Source organism: Pseudoalteromonas luteoviolacea DSM 6061 (genome assembly GCF_001625655.1).
GTDB lineage: Bacteria > Pseudomonadota > Gammaproteobacteria > Enterobacterales > Alteromonadaceae > Pseudoalteromonas > Pseudoalteromonas luteoviolacea.
The window spans coordinates 56,574-75,193 of record NZ_AUYB01000093.1; the positions used below are offsets into that span (position 1 = coordinate 56,574).

Genomic DNA, 18,620 nt, shown 5'->3' on the forward strand with positions numbered 1-18,620 from the left:
TTACAACTCTTCAATCTTTTTTCAACTGCTTATAGACATGGTATAAATCTATAAAAAACAGCAGACTAAAGACTAAAATCACCGACAATGTGTAACTAAACAGCAAAATAGACAACGACACAGACACAACATTTGCAATGACCAGAATTACACTTGTTGCAATCACCAAGGCCACCGCAAAATGCCCAAGTCTGAGCAGTACTTGCTCCCGCATTAATTGGCGATGTTTGGCACCCACTTGCTGCTTAATCAATAATATGGCTCGCTGGCTATATGCAAGATTTCCCAATAAGCCAAATAACCCCACGACCACTTGCGCAACAATTAAAATAGACAGACCTATGCCACCAACCAAACTCAGGATGGCTGTTTTGTTTAACTCATTAATCAATGCAGATAAGGTCGTTAATTCTTGTACGTTTTGCGTAGTCTCTTGCTGCTTTAGTATTTTAACCACCTCTGATTTACTCATCGATTGGCCTGACTTAAACTTCACTAAGATATTGGTTTCATAATAATCGTGAGGAAAATACAGTATTGGCAAAGAGCCCGTGGTGTGCGTAAACGTATTTTCCACAATGCCAATTAAAGTGATAGGCGACTGTTTCCCTGGATATAAAGTTATACCGATATCATGCTCATCTATCCCCATTAATAACGCAGCTTTGCGATTAATAATCAACACATTGCGAAGTTCGCTGTCCTGTTCAGTGAATACGCGCCCCGCGACCACACGCTGAGTAAGCAATTCAAAGTAACCCGCCCCAACTAACTGAGAGTTAATTGTAATTTGGTCGACACTTTGCGGTGACTTTCCAATGCTGGCCACGTAGCTAGTATTAAAAGGGGTGATGGCACTCAGTGCAACCGATGCGACTTTCGGATGCGATATTAGTGCGCGTTCATTGGCTAAATATACCTGCTTGCGTGAATCAATCTGCTCCGCCTCTCGACTCCAAGAACGCTGTTGACGTTCAATGAACATGACGTCAGCGTGATCTATACCCGTCGGGGTTAATAGCCGCTCGATAAAAAAGATAGATGACCATATAGCTAAGCACAAAACAACGGTTCCTAAACAGAGCTGAATGATCAACACATTGACTGTCAGCCATTGTGGTAATTGCTTCGTTTGTCCTTTACTGCCCCCGTGCATCTGAGAGTGTAAGTGTCGGAACGACAATTGCGAAAATCCTAACTGGGCAAACACAAATGACAATGTAAGTGCGCTGACAACCATTAAGCTATGCTGCCACCAGCTGATATCTAACCACCCCATATGTGCAAATGACTTAGCGGCAACCTGCTTTATCATATGAACAGAGAGCTCTGCGACCAGAGTTGCTCCCAATGCAGATATCAAGAACAACACACCCAATTGAATAAAGTGTGCGCCACGCAAAGTCTTGAGTTTGGCACCCAATGTCACCTTTAACGCTAATTCGCTCTGTTGTTTTTTAAAGTCCAGCAAGTAAAAGACAAACAAATTGACTAATGTGATCAGTAAAAATGCCACGCCCCCTAACAATAGCCAGTTACTGGTACTTTTTAGTAGCCCTTTAAGCCGATTGTGCAAAGGGGAATATGTAAAGGTCAGCAGCTTATCTTTCCCATGGTTAAAACTAACCAGCCCTTGTGAAAACTTCTGGTTAAGATGGGCTACCAACTCAGGGGCTACCGGTTTGATATTTTTACCTTCCTCGAGTCGGCCAACGACAAACGTTTCATACCTGACTGATAGGTGTTCTAGAAGTGGTTGGTCATAATTAATCGTTGCACCGAAGTCCATAAAAATGTCGGTCTGATGATTGGCAGCACTTAGCTGAGGTTCTGCGTTGCTGCATTCGACAACACCAACAACACGATAATTTTCAGTATCCAATTCGATCGATTGAAAAAGGATGTTAGAGGCAGCAAATGCCCCCTGTGATCGATTGTGCATATAGCGATTTGCAAAACACGCACTAACCACGACTTCCCGCAGCCCTTTATTCTCAGTTGGCTGTGCGTTGAAATACTGTCCAGCAAGCAAATTTAAGCCAAATAGCGTAAAAAAATTTGGGTGGGTATAAGTCACATTAATCTTGGGCTGCTCTTGATGTGAAGTGAACAGACCCTCACCATAAAATATCGGCGCCACGAGACCGAGTTGTGAGTCATGGCTGGCAATATACTGGGCTGCAATATTAGAAAGTGCCTTATCCATGATCACCTCACCTCGTCTATCAAGCATTTCACCATGCAACCAAACGAGTCTATCTGCATGCTTGTATGGTAAGGGGGCGATTGCATGCCAGTGAATTAGACTTACGACGAGTCCACCAGCCAGAGCCATGGTCAGTAAAATAACAAAAATAATCGAAAATCGAGTTCTAGATAACAGTGCCTTAACCGCGCTGATATGTTCTTTCAACATCATAAATTCCTTGAGTGCTGTGCACTTCGAGCACTGATGTTGTCGAGATAGACAGCACACAACACTCGAATGCCGAGATATGAGCAGTTAAAACGTCAATGGATGTACTGGTAAAGGCATAGATGACTTTTGCGCAGTACCTAATAATTCACCATCGAACAGCTTTATCTGTCTTGAGGCCATATTTGCGTATCTAGGATCATGAGTAACCATACAAATCGTCGTCCCTTGTTGGTGCAACTCACCAATAATCGACATGACCGCATCACCGCTTTTGGAATCTAGATTGCCAGTTGCTTCATCAATCAATAGGATGCTGGGCTGTGTTACAAGCGCACGGGCAATCGCGACACGCTGCTGCTGACCACCAGAAAGCTGACTGGGTCGATGTGTCAAACGGTGAGACAACCCCACTTGCTCTAAGCAACTTAGGACCCCTTCTTTCACACTATCAGCACTAGGTTTAGGCTCCCTGTAGCGCAAGGGTAATGCCGTATTTTCGAAAACACTCATTGATTCGACCAAGTTAAAAGATTGAAAAATAAACCCTATGTGCTTATTTCTAAGTTCAGCGCTTTGGTCAAATGAGAGTGAGTCAACTTGTTGCCCCGCCAAAAAGTAGTTACCTGAAGTGGCTGTGTCTATTAACCCCATAATTGACAATAAAGTGGACTTACCACATCCAGAAGGCCCGGAAATAGAGATAAACTCTCCTTGCTCAATGGACATATTAATGTTTCTCAATGCATGAGTTTGCAAGTCAGATGTTTCAAATACCTTTCCGATGTTTTTCATTTCAATGATTGGCTTCATGTCCCCTCCTATTCAATTACAACGCTCGAGCCTTGCTGAGCAAGGTTATGGAGATCAGAAATAATCACTGTCTGACCAACGCTGAGGCCCTCTTCAACAACCATATGGCGACCAGCTTCAATTCCAAATGTGGCTGCTACCAACTCTGTTTTTCCCTGATCTAACACTTTATAAATCAGCCCACTTTCTATCGTTAGTCGATTTGCAGGGCGACGAATATATACCACATTGTGCAGGTGTTCGATGATAATGGACGCTTCAATGTTTAATTTTGGTCTTGCAGCGCTTGGCAGCTCTGATGGCAATTTCGCTTCAACTAAAACACTGTGATTGTTAACGACAGGATCGATACGAGTTACTTTGGCAGCAACCATGTCATCGCCAATTTTAACTTTGACACTTTGGCCAAGTTGAACTTTTTGCACATCTCCTTGCGCTACTTGCAGCGCTGCAGTTAAATCTCTCTGATCTCCTATGGTCGCAATATATCCACCACTTTGCACACTTTCCCCAAGCCCTAAAGGCATGTGTTCAACGACACCATCATTGGGAGCACGCACAGTGAGTGCCGCTATTTTGTTCCGCAATGCTGTTAACTCTTGCTCTTTGAGAGCTATTTTGTTGCCTGTCATTGCCAATTCGTTACGATGCAACTGGTGCAGTTGTGCTATGCGCTTTTTCGCATGGGCGAGCTGCTCAGTGGCACTGTCTCGACTTGCTTGAGTCTGAAAAAATGCATATTTTGAGATCACACCTTGCTGAGCAAGATCAGATTGTGCCTGATAGCGAAATTGCAAAGACGCTAAATCGCCTTCAACCTCTCTTAATGCTGCTTGCTCAGCCAGTAGCTCACGACGCTGCAATATTTTTTGTTGCTCGAGATGAACCTTTATTTCTCCAAGTTGCTGCTGCAACTTTGCTCGCTCAAGGATTAAATCGTCATTTTTTAGAGTGACAATCACATCTCCACGAGTAACAGCTTGACCCGCTCTGGCGGCTACATGAGTCACAACCCCCGAACTCAAGGTCGTAAGCGTCTGCTGGCGGGCGCTTTGTAATTTACCAAACGCCTCAATAGACACGGTCAGAGGCCCAATCATGACCTTATCAAGGCTAAGCGAGTGCTGCTCAACCACCGTGGAAGCCTTAGAAGTCATAACAAACAACACACTACTAGCAATCAAACATATACTGCCAATTAAAAACCAACGATACTTAGCCCACCGTGATTTGTGAGATGGTGACACAGTAATATCCATACAATTTTCACTCTTCATAAAACTCTGATATCAAATACGATATTCAAAACACTTAGCGAAAAGCGTACCAAAAATTAAAAACAATATTTTCAATAAGATACAAACAAAAACTAACAGTGCATGACCCTATTTTGCAAAAATAATGTGTCGATTCCGGAATTGAAACAATGTGGATAACGCCCTTAAAAATACAAAGTTAGCTAAAGCTAGAATGGTTTCTTAAAACTTTCAAACCCCAGGTCATTTATTGTTATTTTATTGATAGTCCATTGAATTAATGACATAACTAGGGCTAGAGCTGTGATCTTGAAGGAACTTGTTACATGATGAAAAATCTGGTTTTAGTACCTCTTTTTGCACTATTAGGCGCTTGCGCAAGCACGCAGACACCGGCTGAAAAAGTCATTTTGAAAGTTACTCATCTTTTTAGCCATGCTACATTTGAACCTCAAGCAACCATTGCTGAAGCTGACATATTCGCTTTACCTAAACATGAACAAGATAACTTTTTAGCTTATTATGACAATGAGTTAAAACGGGGAATTCGACCAGATAAAGCAGTATTTAAGTACCTTGAGCACCGCTTGGATAGTTTTACTTACGATGGCGACACACTGACGGCCCAAGAGTCTTTGCAACGAAACGAAGGTAATTGCATCTCTTTGGCAATATTGACTCAAGCTTATGCGAATTTAGCTCAGGTTGAAACGACATTCAGAGAGGTCGGTACCATTCCTGTTTTTCGTAAAAACAACAATACAATTTTAGTGTCTAACCATTTTCGCACCAAACTATTAGCGCCGAAATCTCCCAACAGCTCAGATAAATTTGAAATAATCCGTGCTGGCACTGTAGTCGACTACTTTCCCGCTCAAGATAGTTTTTATATTGATACAGCCACATACCAAGACCTAGTTGCCAAATATTATGCAAATAAGTCCGTCGATGCTCTGCTCGCGGAAGATTATAACCAAAGCTTCAGCATGTTAACAAAAGCATTACATTATGCCCCATATGATCCAGAGCTAATCAATATTTCAGCTGTTTTACATCGCAGAAGCGGTCTGCCAGCAGTTGCACTCACGATATTTGAATATGCCAATACACATGCTCTTACAAGCCAAAATTTACTCGTAAACTATTTGTCTCTGGCTAAAACACAAACCAACCCCCAGTTGGTCGAGCTACTTGAAGCAAGTTTAGAAAATAGCGCTGAGACCCCATTTGACAAGATTCAACTAGCCCAAAGATCAATCAAAAAAGGCAATTACAACAAGGCAATAAGGGAATTAAAAGAAGTTATATTGGAAACACCCTATATTCCTGAACCCTATTTTGAACTGGCACGTATTTATTACACAAAAGGGGACATAGAAAAAACTGAGCGCTTACTTACGCTCGCCATAGAGAGATCTTCCGACCCAGAAAAGCGCTCTCTTTTTCAAGCAAAGCGAAATGCGATCCCTGAGCAGCTTTCAAAAAACACAAAATAAAAATATTTGATTATCAATTTCTTTACAATTGGGATTTATAGGATTATTTTGTTTCGTGGATGTTTAATTTTTATTCAACAACCACACTAACAAGGAACATAAATGAAAACTCGTTTTTTACTATCTGCACTTGCACTCGCATCAGCAAGTAGCGTGGCGCAAACGACTGCGCTAACAGAAACCCAAATGATGCAATACACCAGTAAAGCAAGCATGGCCACGATTGGTAAGCGTGCTGAGTTAAATCTTGAAATTCAGCCACATGCTGTTGCGGCCTTTTCCGGTGACAATGCGACCAATGTCATCACACAAAAAGTCACCCACCCCAACGCAAGTTACTTAAAACTGCATTTTAAAAACATCAATTTAGCTGGCGGCGGGAAATTAGTTGTACGCTCAGAAGACGGCAACGAGCGCTATGAATACACTGAGCAAAACATGCGCGCAGCAACACTGAGTCAAGGTGACGATGGTGTTACTAGTTTCTCTGCCATGTCTATTTCTGCTGATACAGCAGTTGTAGAGTACACACCTGGCAGTGACAACACTATTATGCAAAACGCGATTATCGATTACTATGACCACGGTACTGAGAATGAGCCACAAATGGCTGAAGCGACAGATATCGGGATCAGTTCAACCTGTGGCGCAATGGAAAGAAAAGATGTGCAGTGTTGGGCAAGTACACACTCTACAGAGTTTGAACGCAGCCGCCCTGTTGCTCGTCTATTAATGAACGGTAGCGGCCTTTGTACTGGCTGGCGTGTTGGCCCAGATAACCGTATGTTTACCAATAATCACTGTGTGGAAAGCGCTTCAGAATTAGCAAATACCGAAGTATGGTTTAACTATCAACATACGTCCTGCAACGGCTCAACCCTTGAGACAGTTGTCAAAGTGACTGGTAAAGATTTCCTTTCAACGGACTACACCCTTGATTACACGCTTTTCACCATCAATGACTTTGCAAAAGCACAGCCATTTGGATACTTTGGCCTAGATGTACGCGATGCAACACAAGGTGAACGCATTTATATCCCTCAGCATGGATCTGGCAACCCCAAAGAGCTCTCAATTGAATCTGATCGCGACAGCAGTGGATTGTGCTCAGTCAATAACGCCAATGCCAACGGCAGAGGAACTGGTACTGATTTAGGTTACTACTGTGACACTATTGGTGGCTCTTCTGGTTCACCGGTACTTGCAGCTGCAAGTAATAAAGTTATCGCATTGCATCATTTAGGTGGATGTCATAACAAAGGTGCAAAGGTTAGCCTGATCTGGCCAAAGGTGTCATCTCACTTCAACAATCAAATCCCAGATGGGGACAATAACAGCGATCCAATGCCTGTTGCACAATTCTCTCTCGATTGTAACGCGTTAAGTTGTAGCTTTGATGGCAGCGCATCAAGCTCACCAAACGGTGCCATTAGCCAATATGAGTGGAGCTACGGTGACGGATCAACCAATGGCTTTGGTGCTAATGTGAGCCATAACTATTCTGCTTATGGCTCTTACAATGTTTCATTGACTGTAACAGACACAAGTGGTGCTTCTTCAACATCAACAAAACAAGTACAGTTAGTTGATCCGAACCTTGACCCAGCTAAACTCATCAATGGTGTGGCGAAGGATGGCTTAAGTGGCGATCGTTTGGCTACGGCTTTTTATTACTTAGACTTACCAGCAGGTGCATCTAATGTAACTGTGAGTATATCTGGTGGTTCTGGTGATGCTGATCTTTATGTCAGAAAAGGCAGTAAACCAACTACGTCAACATATGACTGCCGCCCATATCGCTGGGGTAATGATGAGTCTTGCACCATCACTGGTGGAGCTGGTAAATACTGGGTAATGCTGCGCGGTTATAGCGCATACTCTAATGTAAAACTCATAGCCAACTACACTGAGTAACTAATTTAGTATAAACAAACCAACCAATTGTAAGGCGGGGTCACCCGCCTTTTTATAGACTCTTATTATTTACAATGCATGCCAGAGTCCCAACCAAGCACGCCATTCATCTTCAAAGTCATCATTGAGCACTTTACTCAAACCTACATCCAAACGTAAATTAGAGACCCCGGCAGGGGCAAACTGTGCGGCGCTACCTAACACTTTTCGGGTCAAATCAAGCTGCCACTTTGCCCCCCAACTTTGGGCGATATTATCGCCGTCTAACTGGTGGTTTTTTATATAAAAACGCGGCATCCCCAATTTCCAACTGGTGGCAAATTCAAAACTTAGGTAATGCCTACCTGTGGCATAAGCAAAAGGAAGTTCAGCACTTTGGAGCGTGCTCGCACCAGTCTCGCCGTAAAGACTATTGACGTGATATCCACCCAATTGCATTTTAGTTGTGTTACGGTAACGGTTGCTGGACTGCAAAAATATAGGCCAATGCCAAAGCTTAGTATAACCCCCTATATTAAAATCATGGCCATGATTGTCACCCCAAATACGGGCAGCATCGACACTAAAACCAAACGCAAATGCTTGCTGGTCATGGTGAAAGGCTAATTTATTTCCCAACCAATAACTTTGATTGCCAGAATGAGCTTGCAGCTCCTCAACAAACCATCCAGCATAGGGCCGCAAAGTCCACCGATCACTTTCATGTGTTGTGGCCACTTCCAAGGTATTTGACCAACCTTTAAAACTGGCTAGGTTTGCAATCCGCCCGCTAGATTGGCGAGCCATATTGATATCAAATATTCGCAATGCATTTCTCACCTCAAAAGTGCTGCCCATGTATTGAATATCGGCATATCCGCCACGAAAAAAGTCATTGTCGGGACTAATATTAGCACCTACCTGCCAGCTAAAGCTTTTCAATATATCAGACCCAGCAATGCCAACTCCCATGCTATGCTCACTGGCTGTCGCTAGGTGAGTAGCAACAGTGAAGGCCCAGTTTTGCTTGCGAGCTTGATATGGTGCAATTTGCCATTGCTCATTGGTATGTTTCTCAACATAGTCATCTAAACTTGGAAACCAGTGTCTGTAGCTAAGACTGCTGAATGCATCTCAATTGGTAGTGTGAATGATGAGAGCTTGGCCCCGTAAGGAGTACTTTCCAAAAACAGTAACTGCCCGTCTAAATTGCCTGCAACTTCCTCAAATACATGCTGCCCTAAGCTAAGTTGCCTTGTAGTTTGGTCAGATAGATCATATTGATACAATCCTAACTCACCTTGTGTTCCAGCAACGAAATATAATTTTTGCTCGCCAGCTTGCCACCTCGGCGCAGTAACATACTGAGCCTGTTCTGGTAGAGGTACAATCACACTTCCAGTGCCGAATCCGGCAGTCAGATCATTAATATAAAGCTGCCACCCCAGCGCTGGTGTTTGTTTTAGATAAGCGAAAAAACGCTTACTACTGTCCACTGTGGGATAATCGAAAACAGTATTGAGGTCATCGTCAAATACACTCGTCAATGCGTGTCTTTGCATATCAAAACGTATCATTTGAGAAAAGCCATTGTGCACACGCTCGGCAATGATTTCATTTTGATTTAATAAAGTAAATCGACGTATGCCTAAACCTTTCGATATGCGTGTTAAACGATCGCTTGGAATATGCCAGCGATATAGATCAGTGACATGGTTACCCAATTGGCCTTTGTTTCGCGCCACGAAGTAAAGTGTCTCTTCATCGGCCCACTGCGGATAATAAATGCCTGAAAAGTTTGTAGGTATAAAGGTTGCTATCACCTCACGGATGAAGGAGTCCGGTTGCCTATCTGCAATATCCTTCGGGTCTCGCTCTAACAACGCTTTTTGCCGTGCCTTAAACTTGCTCAGTGCCGCACTATTTTCGGCACTGCTATAGATATTTAGAACTGTTTCGCGCTGCTGATTGGTTTCAACTGCCGCAAATTGACGTAAACTTGGTGAGAACTCGATATCACGTGCAGCAAAATGAAACCGCATAAACTCACGACTGTTTGATGGCTTATATGTCAATGCTTGTTGCATGGCATGATAGGTGTATTGAGCGATAAAGCGACGATACAATTGCCTAGCAGTTTGACCAAATATACCACTGAACGCCAATTCGAAATCTCGTGATTCAACCGCCATAATACGTGTCCATACTGCATCTAACGTGTGCTCACCAAACTCTTTTTCTAGCCACGCCATGAACCTTGCGCCCAGCAAGTATGCCATTGCATTGGCACGATAACTGCCATCGCCAAAATTCAATGCGGCATAGGGTAATAAAGCGCCTTGGCGCGCATAAGCGCGCAATAAAGCTTCACTGTAGTTATCAAATAACCGGCCTTTCCCAGTCAGCTTAGACTCTTGTAGCGTGGCATACCCTTCTGCAACCCAGCGAGGTAGCGCAGCGACAGCAAGATCATAGCTGTCGCTTAAACCTCTTAGCCACTGCTTTTTACCGTGCCGACTGGGCTGAGATAAATGGACTAAATGGATATATTCATGAAGGACCAGTAACTGTAGCCAACTTTGATGGTGGGCAATTTCCATATCTGATTGGGGCGGGGTCACATACAATGCCATTAACGGATTATCTGAGCTAGGTAGCGCGTAACCATTGGGCAAATTAAATGGGTCTAGAATAACGGCATCAATAACCACGTCTAGGGCTCGACCTTGCTGATCAAACACTTGCGCTCTAACTCGCTCTAGTTCAGTGGCAGTTTTCGTGGCCCATGTTTGGTGTTGTGATTGAAAATGAACTCTAAAGTTCGGACTTGAAACTGTAAGCCACTCTGCAGCGAAAGCACTAGACGAGCCGAGCCACAGCCCAGCGACGAAAAGCAGTAGCATGCCTTTTTGCATTGGTTATCCTTTGCACGATTACCTTGGATATAAACCTTAAGCCAAAATTCGTGTTCAAGGAAGCGCTAATCGTGGCGGGCCATCGCGCCTAGAGAGGTAAATAACGTCAAAATCGCACCCACAACAATAAATGCAACCATAGAAAATAACGCGCTAAGGCCGAGTGTAAACTTGGCTAATGCCATTGCAGCAGCAACCCCCCAAACGCTTGCACGGCTCAGCCATCGCTTTGTGTTGCTGGGCAATTGCATATGTTTTAATACAAAAGTCATGAACAAAAAAGCCACAAATGGATATAAAACTAACATAATGCACTCCTCGCTGTGTTAGCCAAGCCATATCACGGCATGCACATAGGTGCATTACCACACTTAGATAGGAATTGAATTATATAGTAATGAGAATTATTATCAATTGGGTAGGGTGATTTTTATTTCTGCCCCCTGTAAACCATTGCTTACTGATAGATAACCGCCATGCTGTTCAATAATATGCCGGCTTAATGTGATACCAATTCCCTGACCATCCGACTTAGTAGAGTAAAAAGGGGTCATCGCATTATCTAAGTTAGCGAATCCTCCGCCTTGATCAGTCACAACAATAACCACATGAGACGCCTGATAAAATGCATTGATCCCAACATGATTCCCAACTGGTTGATGCGCTTTATTAGCCTCAAATGCGTTTTTAAGTAAGTTTATCAGCACCTGCTCTAGCAACTGAGGATCACACTTGCAATATCGCACTGAACACTCTAAGTCGATGTGCTGATCTTCGTACATTTCGCTAAATAACTTTTTGATAGACATCAAGAGATCGGACAACACCAACTTTTCTCTATGTAACTCTAGCGGTTTAGATAATTGGCTATAACGGCTCACAAACTTTTGAATATGTGTACAACGTTGCTCAATAACCGCTAATGCATTGCTATCTCGCGGTTGAGTCACTTTTGACTGTAAGCTTTGTGCAAGCGAACTCACAGGTGCAAGGGAGTTATGTATTTCATGGCCAATGACACGTATTAATCGTTGCCAAGCCGCCAACTCTCGATGTCTTAACACTTTGCGAATATCCGTCGCGATAATTAAGCGATGGCGACGCCCCTGCTCGTAAAACTCACTGCTGTGTAATGCCCAATGAATGCGTCTTTGCTCAGTCCCAAAACGCCACTCTCCTTGGTATTCTTCCAAATCTAATTCAGCTGCTGTATGGCCTTTAATACTTTGCCAAGGTTGTTGATAAATCAGTTCAAAAGCAGCGTTCGCATAGCTGAGTTTACCCACTTCATCAAAGATCCAAATCGGGCTAGGTAGCTTATCAATAAGTTGGTAGAGTACAAATGATTGGCGATTATACTGTGTCTTATCCCGATGCAAACGTTCACTCAACGACACTAAGCGAGCTTCCAATTCAGCCGCGTCACCAAATTTAAAATGGGGCTTTAGTTGATGATTAAAATCGCCCTGCTGCATGGCTTCAAGTTGAATATTCACACGTCTAAATAGACCCATAACTCGGTTAACTTGCCATTTTGCAATACTGTGAAACGAGATAAAAGTAACAAGGCTCAAAACAATAGACAGGTATGAAGCGTGTAATACCAGCGACGCTACAATAAAAACCAACCCAGTAATCACCAGATTTAAAAGCAGCAAATATAGGCTGAATTGGTGCTCTAAATTAGCCCTCACTTTTTAGCCCATACTTTTCAATACGCCTATATAGTGAAGACTTACTAACACCAAGCCTCTTAGCAGCATTACTAACCACCCCTTTTTCTTCGGACAAAACCTGTTCGATCGCAGATTTTTCTAAATCCGCTAACGTCTGATCTGTTGGGTAAGGTGCACTTGCCGCTACTGTTTGCGCTGCATTGGGTCTTGCCAAGCGAAGCTGACAATCATTCAAAGTAATATGTGCTTCGTCACTCATCAATAATGCCCTTTCCATCACATGACTCAGTTCACGAATATTTCCAGGCCACGGATAGTGAAGTAATGCCGCGCAAACATCATCACTGAGAGGTTTACTTGCCATCTGATAGCGTCTGGCATGACTTGCTAGCAGGTATTTGGCAAATGGCACAATATCGTCTTTGCGTTGACGAAGCGCTGGGAGCTCAAAAACAAAGGTATTGATGCGATACAGCAAATCATTGCGAAACTCTCCTTGCTCAACCAATTGAGTAAGATCCGCATTGGTTGCGCAGATCAACCGCGCATCACTACGTTGTGTCTTACTACTACCCAATACCTCATATTCCCCTGATTCAAGTACACGCAGAAGCTTGGCTTGTAATGGTAATGACAACGTCGCAATTTCATCTAAAAATAATGTCCCACCACCTGCCATTTCAAATCGACCCACCCGATCGGCCTTCGCATCCGTGAATGCGCCTTTTTTGTGACCAAAAAGCTCACTTTCAAACAAGCTCTCAGACAATGCGCCCACGTTAACGCTTACCAAGGGACCATCAACTCTGCGAGACTTTTCATGCAGCCACTTAACCACATGGCTTTTCCCCACTCCACTTTCGCCACACAAGAGTATCGAAGCATCTGTTTGTGCAATACGTTGTAATCTTGCTTCAAGCTCGTTCATGACATGAGATTGCCAAGTGTATTTTTGAGCCCCTTGGTCTTGTGATTTTGGTTGCGCTTGCTTAGCCGCCAGCTCAATGTGCAACTGTTGACGCTGGCTTAATTTTAACTGCTGTTGGATAGATGCCAGAAGTGCATCGTTTTGCCATGGTTTTTCAATAAAGTCACTGGCACCTAGCTGCAATGCTTGCACAGCAAGCGCAACGCTTCCCCACCCAGTAAGGCAAATAACCGCAGGCGCATCTTTTCGCATTTTTAACCAACGTAAAAAGCACAAGCCCTCTGCACCCGAAGTAGTGTCTCTTGAAAAGTTCATGTCGAGTAAGATAAGCGATACTGCTTTGACGCTTAAGAGTTGTTTAGCAATATCAGGAGAGTCGGCTTCAATAACATCAAAGCCCTGATCTTCAAGAAAATATGCGATACTGAGTCGCACTTCTAGATTGTCATCAATGATCAATACGGTCATGATTAATACCGCGCGCATATCCCAACTTTAAAGTTGCGTTAGGATACGCCAAACGCGGTTAATTCGAAAGGCTACACCCAGCGGATCTTGGTCATTAAGGTATGACTTTGACCTGGCTCTACTGTCGCAATATCCTCTAGCACATTAGCCGCTTCCAAACACAGCATGGTCAAATACTCTTCATTTTGGAAGTTGCTCAAACGTTTCGATTTTTCAATCCATGGGTTCCATAACACACAGGATGCCGAGTTTTCTCTAGACACTTCAATGATGCCATCTGGTGTATGAATGGTTTGAACAGGCCCAGCTTGTGTGTAAACCATGTCGGTTTCACGTGCAAACTCTACAATACTATCTTGATTGAATGGCCCTTCACCAAACTCGATGAATTTAGCTCCTTGCAAGCCATCTACTTTCGTCGATTTGATATCTGGCGTCGGTAAATAAGTATGGAGCGCCTGAGTCAATGAAAAAGGTTCCTTACCTAAATTGGTATTAGTCAACCTTATTTCCACGGCATCACTCAATACAAATTCGACCTCTAATTTCGATTCATGAGACCAATAAGCCTCATCAATCATCATCATAGGCAATGAGAGTGAAATACGGATTGCTTCTGCTGTTTCTATCACTTTCTCAGCACGCCATACCACTTTTCTAGCCACCCCATGAGCTGGCCAGTCGGGATTTTCGTGCGTACCAAACCATGGCCAACAGATTGGGACGCCACCTCTTACTGATTTACCCTCTTGATAATCTTCATCTGCAGACACCCACATTAAATCCGTTTTACCGGTGGGAATAAACTCTGTAAGCTGCGCGCCTTGAAGAAAGATCTTGGCTTGGCATAATGGGCTATTCACTTCAAAATATTCTAGCCCAGACTCGGTTCTCGCTAATTTTACCGATTCGGAAAATTCCATGATCCACCTATAAATTGTCTTTAACTATCCTTACATTACCGACCCACTTTCACCGAGTAAACCACAATTACGCAGTATGAATGATCTTCAACAATTTTGTTCAAAATAGCGGCAAGTATTTACAATTTGTATGACTAAACTTTAAATTTACCCACCAGCTCGGTGAGCTGATGTGATAGCCCTGTCATCTTTTCACCATTGTCGCAGGTATCACTGGCTATCATACTGACACTGTCCGCCGCATTTTTAATTTCAACGACATTACGATTTATATCTTCAGCCACATGCTGCTGCTCTTCTGCAGCTGTGGCAATTTGCGTATTTAAATCGCTGATATTTTGAATAGACTGCGTGATTTCAATAAACTGATTTTGCGCAGAGTGGGTCAATTCAACGGTTTTTTCTGTCCTAGTCAGACTATTCTTCATGTCTGTAGATACACCCTCGGTCATTTTACGCAGCTTATCGAGCTGTGAAGCTATCTCTTCAGTTGACTCAGAAGTGCGCTGTGACAAGGCTCTTACTTCATCTGCTACGACCGCAAACCCACGTCCATGCTCGCCTGCGCGCGCCGCTTCAATTGCCGCATTCAAAGCTAACAAATTGGTTTGCTCCGCAATACCTCGAATGACGCTCAAAATAGACATGATGTTTTCACTTTCACTGTCTAGCTTTGTGATGTCAGTAGTCGCACGATTAATCACATCGGATAAATCGGCAACGCTATGTACTGTTTCGGTGATCACGGTTTGCCCCAGCTCCGACGCATGCTGTGTTTGTGTCGCTAACTCAGCGGCATTGGCACAACTAGAGGCTACTTCATTGGCCGTGGCAGCCATTTCGTTTATGGCTGTAGCCGCCATTTCCAAGGCTTGTTGCTGTGCGCTTGTAGAGCCAGTTAATTCATCGGCTTGTCCAGCCGTCGTCAATGCAGTTTGATTAACTTGTTGCGCACAGTGATTAATTTGCTGTACTAGCTGGGCTATTAAATTTAAAAACTGGTTAAAACTCTCAGCAAGTTTACCAGTTTCGTCTTGCGTATTGATGTCGAGGCGCTTGGTCAAATCACCACCGCCCTGAGAAATAGCAGTTAACCCATCGCTCACATTAACGATTGGACCAGAAAGTAAACTTGCAATATACGTTGCTAATACAATGAAAATGGCGACCAAAATGAGGCTTATCACTATTAAAGTCCACATCATATTATTAGCCGTACTCATGACTTCTTGCTGCTCAACAAAAGCAATAAACTTCCAGCCCAATGTTTTGGAAGTATAAATGTTGGAGAAGTAATCGATTCCGTCGATGGTGATTTCAAATAGTCCATCTGGGCTGCGATTTAGCTCGCGATACAATCCGTTTTCCACTTCATCTATGTGCTTAAAGGTATAGTCTGGGTGTTTTGCGTTAACCAAAATGGTGCCAGTATCTTCCTCCAACATTAAATAGCCAGTTTCTCCTAATTTGATGCTCTTGATAATGTCAGTAAGTCCTTTCAAAGAAACGTCCATCCCCTGTACACCAATAAATTGGCCATTGCGAGACTGTACCGCTTTTACCGTTGAAATGATGGCTGTATCATCCGGTTCCCAATAGTAGGCATCGGTCAGAGATGTTTGTCCATTTGCATTTTTTCCTGTCGTATACCAAGGTCTTACTCTTGGGTCGTACTGCGCACTCACCTGCCCTTTTGGCCATTGAATATAGCCCCCTTCAGGATTGCCAAAATAAATATAAGAAATGCCAGGGTGAGAATCGCCAAATTGGCTGTATAACTCAAACAATCGTTGCTCTACCGTTGTTCCTGAGTCTGGCGCCATTTGCTTTGCACTGGGGTTATCAATGTACACCGACACTCCAGAGCCACCATTTTGCACATCAGGATGGCCAGATAGATAGGACACGTTTTTCGCTACTTCATCAAAAAACATACTGATCCCATTGTCGATTTGCTGCGCTTCGCGACTGCTCATTTCGACAAACTTCTCGATGGCTAACTGTCGAGTTTGACTGATCACAATGGCGGCAATAATGACGAGAGGAACAACAATGGCGGTAATGAATGCGAAACGTAACTTTTGCGAAATATTCATAGCGAAACTTCCTGTGAGCATTCAAAAAATATAGTTGTAGATCTTCAACTATACAAAAAGATTAAAAAATTCCACTTCAATGAAAAATTGGCGCAGTGTGCAAACTCATAAATTCTCAACTACGCTTAGCCAAAGTAGCGACCCATACGGACACCCCTAATGTCACGCAACAGCAAAGCATGTTTAGCCATGGCACTATTGATACAAGCTGGCACGTCACCCGCTTTGGCATCTGATGAAGAGATAGCTGAGTTAAAGCAACAACTTCTCAAATTACAAAAGCGCATCACTCAGCTTGAACAGACCAAACAGAAAGAAGCTAAGCAACGAGCTCAAGCAAAGGAAAACGCACTAAAACCAAGTGTTAAAGTAGGTGGTGCTGTACGGACAACTTTTAGTCATACGTCTTATGATGATGACAACAAAAACCGTGGTGGTGACTTTGAACTAGATGTGTTTCGAATCAACTTTTCTGGCAACATCGGCGGTTTTGGTTTAAATGCAGAGTGGCGTTACTTTGACTATATGACCGCAGTCAAATACGCCTACTTATATTATGATTTTGCCAAAGATTGGCAGGCGCAAGTGGGGCTCACCAAAGTACCTTTTGGGAATTGGCCGTATAATTCTCATAGCTGGTTTTTTGGCACTACTTACTATGTCGGGCTAGAAGATGATCATGACATGGGTGTGTTATTTAAGCGCAAGCTAGCTGACAACTGGCAACTGGACCTAGGTTTTTTTAAAAACGATGAACTCGGCGGTGTTGACGGATATGTAGAAGACCGCAGTGATCGTTACTCCTACGATATTGTAGGTTTCAGAAACGCTGGTGATGGTATCTACGACGACCCCAACCAAGCTCTTGGCGAATACAATACCTTTTCTGGCCGCTATGGTTATCATTTTAAACATAAGAGCGGTACCACTGAACTTGGCGTCTCTGCTCTTATGGGCGATCTGCACAATGGGGTTTCAAAAGCAGGAGATTATCATGCGTGGGCTGTACATCTAAACTCTAATATTGGGCCTTGGAATTTCCAACTGCAACATGGCGAGTATGATTATAATATTGCAAACGTTGACCGTATTGCGGTGGGAGCTTATGCATTTTATGACTCGATTGCAGCACAAGCGACCATGTCGAACATCAACATCGCATACAGCATGAAAGTTAAACTGGGCCCAATAAACTCACTCCAATTCTACAACGACTTTGGCATTATTTACGATAAATCAGATAACACCAACGACACTTGGATGAACGTGACCGGGGTATCCATGTCTGCTGGTGCCTTTTTCTCTTACTTGGACTTTGTAAATGCAAAAAATCAACCCTTTGTAGGCGGGTCCATCGCCGGAGACAGTGATGATACTGAGCGCAGATTTAACCTTAACTTTGGTTATTACTTCTAAAAAGGTGCCTACGGCCTTATCAAACCAAAAAAGATTGCTGAAAATGCAGATTTTTTTACCTGAGAGCAAACTTTTTCTCTGAAGTTATGTTTTTTTACAGGCTAAAAGTTAACTCATTGTTTTTATTAGCTATATTTGTAAAAATAGTTTAATAAAAGCACGTTTGGACGGTTCCAAAAATAACAAATTCTAAGCAACAATCTGACAAATATTGATGCTTGTTACCACATAGATACAAGCCACTTACAAACATCCAAAAGTTGCAAACTCAGTCAATTTGCAGACATAAATTTTGTGCGTTAGGCTTGCGCCTTTGTTAAACCT

Annotated in this window: 13 protein-coding genes; 3 read left to right on the forward strand and 10 right to left on the reverse strand. The window is 43.2% G+C overall.

Going from position 1 to position 18,620, the window contains the following annotated elements:
* Positions 1-10: 10 nt before the first annotated feature.
* From N475_RS06955 to N475_RS06965, 3 genes are all read right to left on the reverse strand, one after another.
* Complete coding sequence (locus tag N475_RS06955) at positions 11-2,419, reverse strand: ABC transporter permease (RefSeq protein ID WP_081232381.1); 2,409 nt, start codon at positions 2,417-2,419, stop codon at positions 11-13.
* A gap of 84 nt (positions 2,420-2,503) precedes the next feature.
* Complete coding sequence (locus tag N475_RS06960; RefSeq protein WP_185843623.1) at positions 2,504-3,229, reverse strand: ABC transporter ATP-binding protein; 726 nt, start codon at positions 3,227-3,229, stop codon at positions 2,504-2,506.
* A gap of 8 nt (positions 3,230-3,237) precedes the next feature.
* The gene (locus N475_RS06965) at positions 3,238-4,506 is read right to left on the reverse strand and encodes an efflux RND transporter periplasmic adaptor subunit (protein WP_081232382.1); all 1,269 of its coding nucleotides are present in this window, start codon (positions 4,504-4,506) and stop codon (positions 3,238-3,240) included.
* Positions 4,507-4,811: 305 nt separating this feature from the next.
* Between N475_RS06965 and N475_RS06970 the strand changes: the two genes are divergently transcribed.
* Complete coding sequence (locus tag N475_RS06970) at positions 4,812-5,981, forward strand: tetratricopeptide repeat protein (protein ID WP_081232383.1); 1,170 nt, start codon at positions 4,812-4,814, stop codon at positions 5,979-5,981.
* 102 nt (positions 5,982-6,083) lie between these two features.
* Positions 6,084-7,895, forward strand: coding sequence for a PKD domain-containing protein (locus N475_RS06975; RefSeq protein ID WP_063357327.1), 1,812 nt, complete (start codon positions 6,084-6,086; stop codon positions 7,893-7,895).
* A gap of 69 nt (positions 7,896-7,964) precedes the next feature.
* On the opposite strand, the gene N475_RS06980 is transcribed toward N475_RS06975, so the two are convergent.
* From N475_RS06980 to N475_RS07010, 7 genes are all read right to left on the reverse strand, one after another.
* Entirely contained in the window at positions 7,965-8,846 is an 882-nt protein-coding gene (locus tag N475_RS06980) for a hypothetical protein (protein WP_063364939.1), read from the reverse strand.
* A gap of 116 nt (positions 8,847-8,962) precedes the next feature.
* On the reverse strand, positions 8,963-10,789 hold the full coding sequence (locus N475_RS06985; protein WP_063364940.1) for a TolB-like translocation protein: 1,827 nt from the start codon (positions 10,787-10,789) through the stop codon (positions 8,963-8,965).
* 65 nt (positions 10,790-10,854) lie between these two features.
* Positions 10,855-11,097: a hypothetical protein gene (locus N475_RS06990; RefSeq protein ID WP_063357325.1), complete on the reverse strand. Its 243-nt coding sequence runs from the start codon at positions 11,095-11,097 to the stop codon at positions 10,855-10,857.
* 102 nt (positions 11,098-11,199) lie between these two features.
* The gene (locus N475_RS06995; RefSeq protein WP_063357324.1) at positions 11,200-12,483 is read right to left on the reverse strand and encodes a sensor histidine kinase; all 1,284 of its coding nucleotides are present in this window, start codon (positions 12,481-12,483) and stop codon (positions 11,200-11,202) included.
* Entirely contained in the window at positions 12,473-13,879 is a 1,407-nt protein-coding gene (locus tag N475_RS07000; RefSeq protein ID WP_063364941.1) for a sigma-54-dependent transcriptional regulator, read from the reverse strand. The genes N475_RS06995 and N475_RS07000 overlap by 11 nt, the downstream gene beginning before the upstream one ends.
* Positions 13,880-13,932: 53 nt before the next feature.
* Positions 13,933-14,784 (reverse strand): D-hexose-6-phosphate mutarotase, encoded by an 852-nt coding sequence (locus N475_RS07005; protein ID WP_063357322.1) that lies wholly within the window; start codon positions 14,782-14,784, stop codon positions 13,933-13,935.
* A gap of 134 nt (positions 14,785-14,918) precedes the next feature.
* On the reverse strand, positions 14,919-16,880 hold the full coding sequence (locus N475_RS07010) for a methyl-accepting chemotaxis protein (RefSeq protein WP_063357321.1): 1,962 nt from the start codon (positions 16,878-16,880) through the stop codon (positions 14,919-14,921).
* A 159-nt stretch (positions 16,881-17,039) separates the two neighbouring features.
* Between N475_RS07010 and N475_RS07015 the strand changes: the two genes are divergently transcribed.
* Positions 17,040-18,296 (forward strand): hypothetical protein, encoded by a 1,257-nt coding sequence (locus tag N475_RS07015; protein WP_063364942.1) that lies wholly within the window; start codon positions 17,040-17,042, stop codon positions 18,294-18,296.
* Positions 18,297-18,620: the final 324 nt, after the last annotated feature.